The organism is Sinorhizobium medicae (assembly GCF_007827695.1).
In the GTDB taxonomy this organism is placed as follows: Bacteria; Pseudomonadota; Alphaproteobacteria; order Rhizobiales; family Rhizobiaceae; genus Sinorhizobium; species Sinorhizobium medicae.
Genome location: NZ_VITA01000017.1, coordinates 42,694 through 56,797, shown reverse-complemented (window position 1 = coordinate 56,797; position 14,104 = coordinate 42,694). Strand labels below are relative to the sequence as shown.

Below are 14,104 nucleotides of genomic sequence, written 5' to 3'. Positions count from 1 at the left end.
CTGGGAAAGTCACGCGCCCTGGTTTCTGCGGGAATGCCAGTTCCAGGCAGACCTGGTTATCGCTGCGAGATCGTATTGCGGCTCCCAGCCGAGGACCTCGCGTGCCTTGTCATTATTCGCCACCAGCGTGGTCGAATCACCTTCGCGGCGCTCCGCATAGCCGATATTGAACGACCGGCCTGCCACGTCTTCGATCGCGTTCAACAGTTCCTTCACCGTTGTACCGGTGCCGGTTCCGAGATTGAGCGCGACGCTCTCGCCGCCCTCCAGCAGATAGTCGACGGCGCGTACATGGGCATCTGCCAGGTCGAGGACGTGGATATAGTCGCGTACGCAGGTTCCGTCGCGGGTGTCGTAGTCGGTTCCGAAGACCTTGAAGCCCTCGCGGCGGCCGAGTGCCGCATCGATGGCCAGCGGGATCGCATGGGTCTCGGGCTCATGCCACTCGCCGATGCGGCCCTCGAAATCGGCGCCTGCAGCATTGAAATAGCGCAGGATTACGGAGCGCAGCCCCTTATAATGATCATAATCTTTCAGCGCCTGCTCGCAAATCCATTTGGTGCGGCCATAGGGATTGATAGGCGCCTGCTTGTGCGTCTCGTTCATCGGCACGCTGTCGGGCAGACCGTAGGTCGCGCAGGTGGAGGAGAAAACGAAGGCATCGATGCCCGCCGCCAGCGCCGCTGAAAGCAGTGTCAGGGTGCCGATGACATTGTTGTCGTAGAAGGCGGCCGGATCCTTGACCGACTCCCCCACCTCGATCATGGCCGCGAAATGCAGGATCGCCCGCGGCTTGTGCCGGGCAAGAACCTCGTCAAGGCGTTGCCTGTCGCGAATATCGCCCTTTTCGAGAACTCCCCATTTGACGAATTCCTCATGACCGTTGGAGAGGTTGTCGTAAACGACCGGTTGGTACCCCTTTGCCGCGAGCTGGAGGCAGGTATGCGAGCCGATATAGCCGGCTCCGCCGACGACGAGGATGTTGTTGTTCTGCACGGGCAACCTCAAAGGATGATTCTGAACTTTGAAAACGTGGCAGGCTTCGCAATGAATAGCGGCGAAATTTCCAACAGATTGTGAAAGTTCTATAAAATCGCGGGATTATTCAACAACTTCGCCGCCTGGATACGGCCATAAACGGCTTCTCATGCCGCAACGCAATTGAGCATGCTCGGCAGCACTCGGGAAAGTGTTGCAAACATGCAGCATCCCGTTCTGCTTTTCATGAAACGCAATACAGACGCTTGGCGTGCGCGCTGACCTCAACTATAAGCAGTCCTCCGGCAGTCAGATCAGGGAGGTTACGATGAAGGCATTTTCTTCTCCCTACGGGGCGGGCCCACGATCCTGACCCTGTGACGTGAGCGTTCGCGCTTCTTCGCAGCAATCAGGAATTGTCATCGCCCCACCGCTTCTTATTCAGAAGCCGGCGATCCGCTGATGCCGTTCTGATCTTTTCCCCGACGGCATTTTCATGTTTTCCAGATTTTGAGGCCGGTGCGCTCGCGCCACCGGGCAAATCCTATGGCATTCACCCGTTTCACGGCGCGCAACCGCGCCTTTCTCAGCGTTTTCCGATTCTCCTGGGCACATTGGAAGAGGCAACCGGTGCGGCTGGCCGCTCTTCTGGCCGCGGTGCTGTTTTCGACGCTTGCCGATGTGCTCACGCCGCTTTATTCCGGCCGGCTGGTCGATGCCGTGGTTTCCGGGGCGGCCAGTGACGAGATCGCCTGGAATGCGGCAATGGCGGCCTTCATGATGTTGATGGCCCTGTCGCTTGGCGCGATCGTGCTCAGGCACGTGACCTTCATGGGGATCGTCAGCCTGACGCTGAAGATGATGTCCGACATCGCGGCAGCAGCCTTCCATCACATTCAGCGGTTTTCCAGTGACTGGCACGCCAACAGCTTCGCCGGCTCGACGGTCCGTAAAGTGACGCGCGGCATGTGGGCGCTCGATCTGTTGAACGACACGCTCCTCGTGGCACTTTTCCCGTCCGTGGTCATGCTGGTCGGTTCCACGGCGCTGATGGCCTGGTACTGGCCGATGATGGGGGTGATCATCGGTCTCGGCTCGATCGTGTTCATCGTCGTCACCGTTTCCCTGTCGCTCGGCTATGTGGCGCCGATGGCGAGCCTTGCCAATAGCTGGGACACCCGGCTCGGCGGCGCGCTTGCCGATGCGGTCAGCTGCAACACCGTCGTCAAGGCTTTCGGAGCGGAGGGACGCGAAGACGCGCGCCTCGCCAAGGTTCTGCGCAAATGGGAGAACCGGACCCGGCGCACCTGGTCGCGCGGTACGCTCAACGGCACCGCACAGGGTGCAATGCTGCTGGTTCTGCGTGCCGCGGTGATCGGCTTCGCTCTCCTTCTGTGGGCCAGAGGGCAGGCGACCGCAGGCGATATCACCTTCGTGCTGACCTCATTCTTCATCCTGCAGGGCTATCTGCGGGAAGTGGGCATGCATATCCGCAACCTGCAGCGCTCGATCAACGACATGGAGGAACTCGTCGCCATTCACGATCAGTCGCTCGGCGTGGAGGACCGCCCCGGCGCAAAGCCCATCCGCATCACCGAAGGCGGGATTGAGTTCCGCGACGTGACCTTTCACTACGGAGCGCATCGTGCACCACTTTACCAGGGCTTCTCGGTGAGCATAGCGGCGGGCGAACGCGTCGGTCTCGTCGGGCATTCCGGCTCGGGCAAGACGACGTTCATCAAGCTGATCCAGCGTCTCCACGATCTGAATGCCGGTGAGATCCGTATCGACGGGCAGAACATCGCCGACTTCACGCAGGCGTCGCTGCGCCAGCAGATCGCCATCGTGCAGCAGGAGCCGATTCTGTTTCACCGCTCGCTTGCCGAGAATATCGCCTATGCACGGCCGGGAGCGACGCAGCGTGACATCGAGGAAGCGGCGAGGCTTGCGAGCGCTCATGATTTCATCACCGAATTGCCGAAAGGCTACGCCACGCTCGTCGGTGAACGCGGGGTGAAGCTTTCCGGCGGCGAGCGCCAGCGCGTGGCGATCGCTCGTGCATTCCTGGCTGATGCGCCGATCCTCATCCTCGATGAGGCGACGTCGAGCCTCGATTCGGAGTCTGAGGTGCTGATCCAGCAGGCGATGGAGCGGCTGATGACGGGGCGCACGACGCTGGTGGTCGCACACCGTCTTTCGACGGTGCGCGCGCTTGACCGGCTACTGGTGTTCGATCGCGGCCGCATTGCGGAAGAAGGCGACCACGGCGCGCTCATCCGCGTCAAAGGCGGCATCTATCGCAGTCTGTTTGAGCGGCAGGCGCTGGAACTGACGAAGGGCCTCATCCTCAGCGAGGGATGAGGCCAGAGTGCAATGTTTCGTTTCGCTGTTTCAGTGAGGCAGTGAAACGATCGTTCAAGCACCTGCCTGGTCGCGCTGGCGGCGCGGCATGCGGGAAGGTGCTGCGTTCGCCCGGCCGCTTTGGAGATCCCTGACGTTGCGAGAGTTTGGTGACGGAACCAGTCACTACCTGACGATAGGTTATTGGCGCAGGGACAATATCCCCGCGCTGACGACCAAGCCAATGCCGAGGATGGAAATCGTGTCCGGCACCTCAGCGAAGAAAACGATCCCCCAAATGACAGCGAATCCGACATAAGCAAAGTCGAAGGCACCTATCATGGCAGGCGGGCCGTTCTGATAGGCGATCGCCGCACCGATGCTGCCGGTCAGGATTACACCAGCCAGGAGCATCATCGAAATACATTCGCTCCATCCCATCGCCGTCCAGGGCGCAAACAAAAAGCCCTGCCGTGCCGTGTCGGGTAGCAGCGGGATCAGGCTCGCGGCCGCCACACCGACGATGACAAAGGCGGCGTTCAGCGCCAGCGACAAAATGACCGGGTGTTGGTTGCGGCATCTGGTGCGTGTCAGGATCATCGCTGCCGCATAGAGCATCGCCGAGGCAAGCGGTAAGACAGCGTATGCGTTGAAGTCGCCGGCCTTGGGGCGCAGGATCAAGACCACGCCCGAAAATCCAGCAAAGACGGCGAGCCAGCCTTTTTGCGAAATCTTGCTGCCGATGAACAGGGCGGAAAAAAGGGTGATGAAGATGGGCAGCGTGTAATAGGCAGCCGCAGCGGCCGAAAGTGTCAACTTTGGTAGGGACACGTAATAGCAGACCCACATTGCTACCAGCATCAGACTGCGCAAAATGATCCAGACAAGGTCATCTGGCATACGCAACGTGTCGGGTGCCGCCATGATCAGAATCAGGAGCAACACAGGGATCGCAATCATCGAGCGGATGACAAATATCTGCCAGATGACGAAGCTGCCACTGGACATCTTGATCAGCGCGTCGCCCAACGAAAGTGCCAGAACGGTCAGGATGATCACCCCAACCGCCAAGGGGATGTTGTCCAGGTGTCGATCTTGTGAATTTGCCTGCTGCATATGGTTCCCTTTTTCAGCCGACCGGAACGTTACGAGAACATTGACGTGCGCGCAATGACGCATTCCGGCTGGAGCCCGGCGTTGGGAGCGCCTTACCGGCCGTGCGACAAACTTCGTGTCTTTCCGCCCAGGCCATTCACAAGCCGTTCACTTTGACCTAAAAGGCGCGCAGGTAACACTCCGGTCGCAGCCTACCCGGTCAAAACAAGGACAGCTGTCATGAAGACAATCGTAATCTGCTCCGGCGGATTGGATTCCGTTTCGCTCGCGCACAAGGTCGCGGCTGAACAGGAACTCGTCTGCCTCCTGTCGTTCGACTACGGTCAGCGGCACCGCAAGGAACTGGATTTCGCCGCCGTTTGCGCCCGACGCCTCGGCGTTCCGCACCAGATCATCGACATAAGGGAGATCGGCCGCCATCTCACCGGTTCCGCGCTCACCGACGAGGTGGACGTGCCGGACGGCCACTATGCCGAAGAGACGATGAAGACCACGGTGGTGCCGAACCGCAACGCCATCATGCTCGCCATTGCCTTCGGGGTCGCCGCAGCCCGCAAGGCCGATGCGGTCGCGACCGCCGTGCATGGCGGCGACCATTTCATCTATCCCGACTGCCGGCCGGGTTTCATCGATGCTTTCCAGGCGATGCAGAACCATGCGCTCGATGGATATGCGGATGTGGGGCTCTATGCGCCCTATGTGAACGTGGCGAAGGCGGAGATCGTCGCCGACGGATCCAGGTACGGCACGCCCTTTGCAGAGACATGGTCCTGCTACAAGGGCGGTGCCCGCCATTGCGGGCGTTGCGGCACCTGCGTCGAGCGTCGGGAAGCCTTTCACCTGGCCGATGTCGCCGATCCGACGGCGTATGACGATGCCGATTTCTGGGTCACCGTGACCGGATCCTTCGTAGCGGAGGAGGTGGAATAATGTTCCGCATCACCAAGGAATTCCATTTCTCCGCCTCGCATCAGTTGAAGAACCTGCCTCCCGAGCATCAATGCGCGCGGCTGCACGGGCACAACTACATCGTCGAGGTCGAGCTTTCGGGCGAAACGTTGAACGAGCATGGTTTCGTGCGCGACTATCACGAGCTTGCGCCTCTGAAGACGTATATCGATGAGGCCTTTGACCACCGCCACCTGAACGACGTGCTCGGGCACGACCGGGTGACGGCGGAATGTCTGGCACGGCATTTCTACGAATGGTGCAAGGCTCGTCTTTTCGAAACAACGGCCGTTCGCGTCAGCGAGACGGCAAAGACCTGGGCGGAATACCGGCCATGACGAACGTCCGATCCGACGAGATCCGCGTGAGCGAGATATTCGGACCGACGATCCAGGGCGAGGGAGTGCTGATAGGCCTCCCGACGGTATTCGTCAGGAGCGGCGGCTGCGATTACCGCTGTTCCTGGTGCGACAGCCTGCATGCCGTCGAGAGCAGTTACCGGCATGAATGGCACGCGATGTCGACGGAGGCGGTCTGGCAGGAAATCGTTCGGCTGTCCCGGGGCGAGGCGGTGATGGTTTCGCTGTCGGGCGGAAATCCGGCTATACAGCCGTTCGGCGATCTGATCGGCCGCGGGCACCGGAACGGCTACCGGTTCGCGCTGGAGACGCAGGGCTCGATCGCCCGGGAGTGGTTCGCCGAACTCGATGTGCTGGTACTCAGTCCAAAACCGCCCTCGAGCGGGATGGAGACGGATTGGCAGGCCTTCGACGTCTGCCTGCGAATGGCTGCAGGCAAGCCGCAGACCGTGTTGAAGTTCGTGGTTTTCGACGAGGCGGATTATGTCTATGCAAGGGCTGCAGCCGCGCGCCACCCGCATCTGCCCGTCTATCTGCAGCCTGGCAACCATACGCCGCCACCCTCCGACAACAAGGATGCGCCGATCGATCTCGAGGGTGTGATGGAGCGGATGCGTTGGCTGGTCGACGCGACAATTGAGGACCGATGGTTCGAGGCGCGGGTGCTGCCGCAGCTGCATGTCCTCATTTGGGGCAATAAGCGGGGCGTTTGATACTCGCAGACCTCAAGGCGCGCTGCGCGCCGCCAACTCCAATTCGGCGACCCCGCCCCCCAGGCGCACCGGTTTGAGGGCTGGGGCATCCGCGTCCTTAACGATACGAATCACGCGGGAAAACAACCCGCCATTCCGCGGCGTGCGGCCGATCTTGATGACCGCGGTCTCCCGCAGGTCGACCTCGAAAATCGAAAGCGCGCGTTTCAGCGCATCGCTGTCCATGCTCTCGAGCGCCTCGTCGATGACCACCCAGCGGGGCTTTTGCACCAGCAGCCGGGCAAATGCCAGGAGGCGCTGATCATCTTCGCCGAGTTCGCGCTCCCAACGTGCCTCTCTGTTCAGCGAGGTTGCCAGATGGTCGAGACCGACCTTTGAAAGTGCGCTCACGAGGACTGAATCCGCAAATTCGTCAGCGTGCGGATAGGCAAGCGCATCCCTGAGCCGGCCACGGGGGAAATAGGGTGCGCGTGGAATGAAGGCCACGGCCTCGCCCGCCGGCATTCCCACGCGGCCGCTTCCCCAGGGCCATAGCCCCGCCACGGCCCGGAAAAGCAGCGTCTTCCCGGCATGTGGATCACCGATGATGTTAACCCTCTGGCCGGGGGCAATTTCGATCCGGGACTCGGCCAAACTGGTTCTGCCCGAGGGGGAGACGACCTCCAGATTATCAAGCGTCATCACATCCCTGTCGTTCTCGACGAATTCGATGCGTTTCTCGTCGCCATGCAGGGTATCCGCCGCGACCAGGGCGCGACGGAAGGCCGCGACGCGCAGCAGCGTCGCCCGCCAGTCGGTGATCGCGCTGACATTGGCCACGAACCATTTGAGCGACGAATGCACCTGGTTGAAGGCGCCAACCGCCATCATCAGGCCGCCGAAACTGATGTTTCCCGCGAAATAGACGGGCGCGGCAACGAGGATGGGGGCGACGACCGTGACCCAGCCGTAGCCGTCCTGGACCCAGGCAAGATTGATCTCGGCGCGGAATATGTTGCGTGTGGCGACGAGGACCGAAGCAAGATCGAGTTGCAGGCGCCGGCGTTCGCCGGCCTCTCCGCCCGCAAGCGATATGCCGTCTATATGCTCGTTGGCATGCATCATGGAAAAGCGCAGGTCGGCCTCACGGGCGTAGCGCTCGCCGTTCAAGACGATCATTCGGCGTCCGACCAGCCAGCTCAACCACGATGCCGAACCGGCATAGAGAATTGCCGCCCACACCATATAACCAGGAATTTCGAGCTTCTGTCCGCCGATATCGAAGGCAAAACCGGCTGAGAGGGACCATAGGACGCCGACGAAAGATATGAGCATGATCGAGGATTGCACGAGGCCGAAACCGAGCCCGGTCGTAAGATCTGCGAGATGCCCCGCATCCTCCTGCATCCGCTGATCCGGGTTCACTCCGATCGTGCCGGCATTTGCAAGTCGAAAGGCGCGTCGAGGCCGCATCCATTCGTTGATCAGATCCAGTGTCAGTCCCTCGCGCAGCTTCAAGCGCACCATCTGATTGAGCCACTGCTGACCGACGTTGAAGACCAGGAGGACGCCGGCGATCGCGACGAACAACATGAGCTGATAAAAGAAACTGTTGATGTCCCGCCGTTCAATCGCATCGAAGAAGGGCCGGTACCAGCGGTTCAGAACGACCTGCCCGATCGCGGTGGCGACGATGACGGCGAAGCTCCCGGTGGTCAGCCACAGGATGGGCTTCAGTACCGGCGAGGCGGCGAAGGCGTGGCGCATCATCTCGAACTGCTGCCAGATATTGCTGACTTCCGGTGGTGCGGCGGGCGTTCGATCCTTCTTCCTTTTGCCGGTCTGGTTTTTCATGTCCAGTTTCCTCCATCTCGGCATGCACCGCATGCCAAATCAGTCAGGTCGGTATATCTGGCGCTTGCCCCTGCACGCTGCAGGAACAGACGAGGCGGCCTTCATATTTTCGAGGCTGACTCTGCGGCTGGAACAATCTGCCGGTGAGGGCAGGCGCCACGGGGCAATGCCCGGTCTGAAAGCAAACACGCCGCTCGAAATCCAAAAGTGCTGAAATAAAGCTAAATTAGAAATCAACATATACTGAATGTATGGACAATAACGCCTGCTGAAAACCGGATTTTGGGCCGCGGCGGCTGACACAAGGCGTACTCACGGCGGGATGCGGTAATTGCCGCCCGGGTTGCGCGGCACGCGACCCATTGATTGTATTTGCGATTTCATGCGGTGCGGCGGCATTGGGGGACAAGTAGGGGCGGCTTATCTATTCCAGTAAACTTTTGTGATATTCAGGTTCCCAGCGTTATTCGCCCGGCCTCTGACATCCGCGCAACCGGCGGCCGGTCACGCTTCGCCGCCTGCGCGCCGAATCACTTCTTTGCAACCGGAGAATTCTGGGAAGCCTTCCAGGCCCTCGCTGGCGCCGGCGGTGTACAAGCTCGATTTCGGCTTGTCCATGTTACAGCGATGACATAAAACGTTACCGTCGTCCTGCAGCGCCGCGTCTTCAGACGCAGAAGGTCGTTGCAGCACTTTAATCTGCTGCATGTTCTCCTTGAACCAATTTCGGTGCAGGAACCATGCAGCGACGCTTGTCGACCCGTACTCAACAGCAAAATTCGCAAGAATTTTCATGCCAAGAGAAGGAGACATTTATGTCTATTTCACACTCCAATATTGCCCACAAGGAAGCTGCGCTTGTCCCGAACGGCGACATCGCCGCTCGCGTCAAGGCCGCGCGTGAAGCGGTCGGCTACAGCATCGAGGATCTCGCCGTCACCTGCGGCCTCGCCGTCGTCGAAATCAACGACATCGAGAACGGCACAGACTTCAGTCCAGCGAAGCTCAAGCGCATCGCCGGCGCCCTGCAGGTGCCGGTTTCCCATTTCCTGCCCACCGAAATGTGAACTTCGCGGCGGGTGATTAATGATCACGCCCTGGCCGGCCAACGCGCCGGCCGGGGCGTCATGAGACGGGGTATATGTCGCTTATCTTCCGGATGAGCTGCGTGCCGTCGAAAGGCTTTGCCAGACGAGGCAATGCACGAAAGCGTTCCGGCAGATCGTGCGCCGCATAGCCGGTCAACAGCAGAACGGGCACCTTGCGATCGACGAGTTCGTCGACAAGCGGATAGGCGAACTCCCCACGCAGATTGAGATCCAGGGTCGCAATGTCGAAGGGGTGCGCGCGGGCGGCGGAGATAGACTGGGCAAGGCTGGTGAAGGGGCCGACCACCACATAGCCGGCCGCGAGGAGATCGGCTTCGATCTGAAGCGCAACAAGAAACTCGTCCTCGACGACGAGCACCCGGCATCGGTTGCCCGCATTCATCCCGGAGCCCCGCGCGGATACGGAACATCGATCGTACAAACCAGCCCCTGCGGCTTGAATTCGAGGTGCACTTCGCCACCAAGATCCGAAGCCAGGACACGCTCGAGCAGCAGTCGACCGAATCCATTGTGCGCGGGTGTGACAACGGGCGGCCCGCCCGACTCGCGCCAGCAGATCCGAAGCCGATCGGTGTCCACGTCAACCACCCACTCGATATCCACTTTGCCGCTCTTGACGGAAAGTGCCCCGTGTTTCGCGGCATTGGTGGCAAGCTCATGCGCCGCCATGCCAAGGGTGAGCGCATGCTTGGGCGGCAACATTGCTGTCGGCCCTTGAAGCTTGACATTGGTCCTGCCGTCATCCTGATAGGGGGCCAGTTCGTCGTACAGCACGGTCTGCAAGGAAACGCCGGACCAACTCGCCTCGGCGAGGCGAGTGTGTGTTTGCGCAAGCGCCCTGATGCGCGCATCGAACGAACGGTGCGCCGTGCGCGCGTCTGGACTGGTCGAGAAGGTCTGTCGAGCAATCGAGCCGACGATTGCAAGCGTATTTTTCACGCGGTGGCTGAGTTCGGCCACCAAGAGATTGCGCTGCGCTTCGGCCTCCCTGCGTTCCGTGATGTCCATGCAGACGCCGATCAATCGCCTCGATGGACCGTTGCTCGGTGAAAATTGCGCGAAGGCTTCCATCCAGCGGACGGTCCCGTCGAGCAGGCGCGCACGGTAGACGACGTGGTAGTCTCCTTTGGTCTCGACGGCTTTGGCTATCTCGCGATCGATCAAGGGGAGATCGTCCGGATGAACGTTGCGCTTGAAATCCGCAAGCGTTCTTCCGAAGCTACCACGCTCGAGACGGTGCAGAGCCTCGAGCCCGGGTGACCAGATCACCTCATCCGTTCCAAGGTTCCATTCCCAGGCGCCCATATGTCCAGCATCCAGCGCCAGCTGCAGGCGCCGTTCGCTTTCCTGAAGTGCCTCTTCCGCCTGCCTGCGCTCGGTTATGTCGACCGAGGCGGCGACGGCGCCGATCACTTCGCCTGCGGCGTCACGCAACGGCGTTGCGTTTCCGAAAATATATCGGGAGCTTCCGTCCTCAAACCACACCTCCTCCTCGAAGTTCCGCACTTCCTCGCCGCGTGCTGCCCTTTGTACCGGCAGTTCATCGGGTGACAGTGCGCGTCCGCCGGAGAATACGCGGAAGTTGGTGGGGCGCTCGCCCGAAGGAGCCGACAGAGACAGGTTGCTGTCATGCGGCAGCCGCAGCATTTCGTAAGAGCTCTTGTTTCCGCTGATGACGTGGCAATCAGGCGTGCGCGCAATCCAGATCAGAGCCGGGACCGCTTCCATTATCGCGGCCAATTCGCCTGCGCGCGCTCTTTCGTTCGCCTCGTTGCGGCGCAAGCGTTCCTCTGCCTGACGGCGCGCATTTTCGGTTTCCATGCGCTGAAGGCTGAAACCGAGTTGCCGTGCGATGGTCACCGCTACGCCGATTTCGGATTCCGCAAACCGGTGCGGCTCGTCGTAATAGGTCATGAACTTGCCGATGAGCTTTCCGTCCAGGACCAGAGGGACAAAGCCGAGAGCGCCGATACCCTCCTGGGCAATGGCCTCCTTCAACGCCCGCGACATGTCCGCGTTATCTACATTTTCGACGAAGATCGGTTCGGGTTCGTTTGCGCCCGAAGCCCAGGGCGAGTGTCCATCGACAGCGCTCTGATAGGCCTCTGAAAGACCCCGCGAAGCCACAAAACGGATGGTCCCGGAGGGATCGAACAGCAGAATGGAGGCGCGGTCACAGCTCAACGCTCCCTGGATCGCGTCCAGCGAGGCCTCGAAGACGTCTTCGATCCGCTTGGTACGCTGCACTCTTTCCGTGAAGCGATACAAGGCGGCCTGCTCGCGAAATCGCGCTGACAATGCTTCTGCCGCGCGTTTGGTCTCGGTGATGTCGCGAGCGATCTTGGAAGCGCCGACGATGCGGCCGGTAGCATCTTTGACGGGAGAAACGGTGAGCGAAACGTCTATCAGACTCCCGTCCTTGCGACGCCGTTTCGTCTCGAAATGGTCGACTTTATCCCCTCTACGGATGCGTTCGAGGATGCCGGGCTCCTCGCTCAGCCGGTCCTGGGGTATGAGGATGGTGATCGATTTTCCGATAACGTCTTCGGCCGTGTAGCCGAAAAGCCGCTCGGCACCACGATTCCAGCTGGTGATGATTCCGTTCAGGTCCTTCGCGACGATCGCATCGTCCGATGACTCGACGATCGCGGCGAGGTAACGGGAGCTTCGCTCCATGTCCTTTGTGTTGCTGAGATCGATGAGGACATTGACCGCTCCGGTCAATGCGCCAGCGGCATCGAACATCGGCGTTGGGTGGGGCAGAAGCGGAACCGAGGCGCCGTTCGGCCGAACCGCGATCAGTTCTTCGCCCCTGATCGGCCGCCTTTCCTTCAGTGCACGTGCCATTGGGCACTGTTCGTGCGGAAGCGGTGATCCGTCCGGCCGTCGCAGCTGCCAGCTGACGCACCACCGATCCTTCCCCAGTTCCGGATCGCGTCCGGCGATGGCTGCGGCTGCTGCGTTGTAATAGGTGACGACCCCCTCCGCGTCGGTGGCGTACACGGCCACCGTCAACGCGTCGAGCACGGCTCGAAAGTCAGGCTCATGTAAACTTGTTTCGTCGTCAAACACATCTTTAGGTAGAATTTCTGCGCCGTGCATGTTCCCTCCGCGGCCGCCGTCAACTCCAAGAAACGCCTCCATCGCGGCTTTGTTCCGCACGGCCCCCCAACTCTTTGGGGTTATATGCGCGACAGGGCGCTCTAGAATAAACGAGAGGAGGCATCGTGAGCGGAGGAAAACCACCAATCAACTGGAGAAAGTTCGATGAGCAGAACCATACTGAACGCGGTTGGAACGCCGCTTTATTACAGCGGCAGTTCGACGGCGTGGTTTTCCGCCACCGGGTCAGGACCAGCACTTTATGGCACCGCCGGCAATGATTCCATCTGGGGCGACAGTTCCGTGAACGTAACGATGATCGGCGGTCGAGGCGACGATATCTATTATCTCTATTCCTCGATCAACCGGGCCTTCGAGGCAGCCGGCGAGGGCGTTGACACGATAAACACGTGGATGAGCTATACGCTTCCGGAGAATTTCGAGAACCTTACCGTCACTGGAAACGGCCGTTCCGCTTTCGGCAATGAGACGGATAACATCATTAAAGGCGGTTCGGGCAGCCAAACGATCGACGGCCGCGGCGGCAACGACGTTTTGATCGGGGCTGGCGGCACCGACACCTTCGTGTTCGCGCGGGGCAACGGAAGCGACCTGATCACCGATTTCAACTATGATGACATTATCCGCCTCGACGATTACGGCTTCACATCGTTCGAGCAGGTTCTGGCCAATGTCGCGCAGGAAGGCGCGGATCTCCGGCTTCACCTCACCGATGGTGAGAGCCTGGTCTTTGCGAACACGACGGCCGACGAACTGGAGGCGCGCCAATTCAGGCTCAGTCTCGACCGTTCCGTCCTGTCGGAAACCTTTTCCGACGAGTTCAATACGCTCGATCTGCGAAACGGCACAAGCGGTGTCTGGGACGCGAAATACTGGTGGGCGCCGGAAAAGGGCGCGACGCTTTCCAGCAATGGCGAGCAGCAATGGTATATCAATCCGAGCTACGCGCCGACTGCTTCCGCCAACCCGTTTTCCGTCAGTAACGGCGTGCTGACGATCACGGCGGCCCCGGCATCGGAGGCGATCCAGGCCGAGATCAACGGCTATGATTACACGTCCGGCATGCTGACGACCCACTCGTCCTTCGCTCAGACCTACGGTTATTTCGAAATGCGTGCGGACATGCCGGACGACCATGGCGTTTGGCCTGCCTTCTGGCTGCTGCCCGCCGACGGATCCTGGCCGCCGGAACTCGATGTGGTGGAAATGCGCGGACAGGACTCCAACACCGTGATTACCACGGTGCATTCCAACGAAACGGGCTCGAGGGCCAGCATCGAAAACGCGGTGAAGGTGGCCGACGCAAGCGGCTTCCATACCTATGGTGTGCTTTGGACGGAGGAAGAAATCGTCTGGTATTTCGACGATGCGGCGATTGCACGCGCCGATACCCCTGCCGATATGCACGACCCGATGTACATGCTCGTCAACCTTGCCGTCGGCGGCATGGCCGGCACGCCGAATGATGGGCTTGCCGACGGGTCAGAAATGAAGATCGATTACATTAGAGCCTATGCGCTCGATGCAGACTGGCAGATCTGAACCACTGAGTTCGGCCCGACACCCTGCGGCGCCGCGCGCCGCA

At 60.4% G+C, this 14,104-nt stretch carries 12 protein-coding genes; 6 read left to right on the top strand and 6 right to left on the bottom strand.

The features are described from left to right. Positions 1-9: 9 nt before the first annotated feature. The gene (gene galE, locus FB009_RS24535) at positions 10-996 is read right to left on the bottom strand and encodes a UDP-glucose 4-epimerase GalE (protein ID WP_012061852.1); all 987 of its coding nucleotides are present in this window, start codon (positions 994-996) and stop codon (positions 10-12) included. A 528-nt stretch (positions 997-1,524) separates the two neighbouring features. Here galE and FB009_RS24530 point away from each other — a divergent pair. After that, positions 1,525-3,339: an ABC transporter ATP-binding protein gene (locus FB009_RS24530; RefSeq protein WP_101804639.1), complete on the top strand. Its 1,815-nt coding sequence runs from the start codon at positions 1,525-1,527 to the stop codon at positions 3,337-3,339. A gap of 180 nt (positions 3,340-3,519) precedes the next feature. On the opposite strand, the gene FB009_RS24525 is transcribed toward FB009_RS24530, so the two are convergent. Beyond that, positions 3,520-4,434 (bottom strand): DMT family transporter, encoded by a 915-nt coding sequence (locus FB009_RS24525; protein WP_101804640.1) that lies wholly within the window; start codon positions 4,432-4,434, stop codon positions 3,520-3,522. 219 nt (positions 4,435-4,653) lie between these two features. On the opposite strand from FB009_RS24525, the gene queC reads away from it, so the two are divergent. The 3 genes from queC to queE are packed head-to-tail and all read left to right on the top strand — an operon-like array spanning position 4,654 to position 6,454. Further along, complete coding sequence (gene queC, locus FB009_RS24520) at positions 4,654-5,364, top strand: 7-cyano-7-deazaguanine synthase QueC (protein ID WP_012061849.1); 711 nt, start codon at positions 4,654-4,656, stop codon at positions 5,362-5,364. Beyond that, positions 5,364-5,720, top strand: a complete 357-nt coding sequence (gene queD, locus FB009_RS24515) for a 6-carboxytetrahydropterin synthase QueD (protein WP_012061848.1) — start codon at positions 5,364-5,366, stop codon at positions 5,718-5,720. The genes queC and queD overlap by 1 nt, the downstream gene beginning before the upstream one ends. Further along, on the top strand, positions 5,717-6,454 hold the full coding sequence (queE, locus tag FB009_RS24510) for a 7-carboxy-7-deazaguanine synthase QueE (RefSeq protein WP_028053585.1): 738 nt from the start codon (positions 5,717-5,719) through the stop codon (positions 6,452-6,454). The genes queD and queE overlap by 4 nt, the downstream gene beginning before the upstream one ends. 12 nt (positions 6,455-6,466) lie before the next feature. Here the strand turns inward: queE and FB009_RS24505 are convergent, their stop codons facing one another. Beyond that, a complete protein-coding gene (locus tag FB009_RS24505; RefSeq protein ID WP_012061846.1) occupies positions 6,467-8,287 on the bottom strand; it encodes an ABC transporter ATP-binding protein/permease in 1,821 nt (606 codons plus the stop codon). A gap of 504 nt (positions 8,288-8,791) precedes the next feature. Then, the gene (locus FB009_RS24500; RefSeq protein ID WP_225996804.1) at positions 8,792-9,100 is read right to left on the bottom strand and encodes a hypothetical protein; all 309 of its coding nucleotides are present in this window, start codon (positions 9,098-9,100) and stop codon (positions 8,792-8,794) included. 2 nt (positions 9,101-9,102) lie between these two features. Here FB009_RS24500 and FB009_RS24495 point away from each other — a divergent pair, with 2 nt between their 5' ends. Further along, entirely contained in the window at positions 9,103-9,354 is a 252-nt protein-coding gene (locus FB009_RS24495; protein WP_101804642.1) for a helix-turn-helix domain-containing protein, read from the top strand. A gap of 58 nt (positions 9,355-9,412) precedes the next feature. On the opposite strand, the gene FB009_RS24490 is transcribed toward FB009_RS24495, so the two are convergent. Together FB009_RS24490 and FB009_RS24485 are read right to left on the bottom strand one after the other, a co-directional pair. Then, entirely contained in the window at positions 9,413-9,778 is a 366-nt protein-coding gene (locus FB009_RS24490) for a response regulator (RefSeq protein WP_018012118.1), read from the bottom strand. Next, on the bottom strand, positions 9,775-12,498 hold the full coding sequence (locus FB009_RS24485; RefSeq protein ID WP_145162012.1) for a PAS domain S-box protein: 2,724 nt from the start codon (positions 12,496-12,498) through the stop codon (positions 9,775-9,777). Before FB009_RS24485 ends, FB009_RS24490 begins: the two co-directional genes overlap by 4 nt. Positions 12,499-12,663: 165 nt before the next feature. Between FB009_RS24485 and eglC the strand changes: the two genes are divergently transcribed. Beyond that, positions 12,664-14,061 (top strand): endo-1,3-1,4-beta-glycanase EglC, encoded by a 1,398-nt coding sequence (gene eglC / locus FB009_RS24480; protein WP_102045660.1) that lies wholly within the window; start codon positions 12,664-12,666, stop codon positions 14,059-14,061. Positions 14,062-14,104 lie beyond the last annotated feature (43 nt).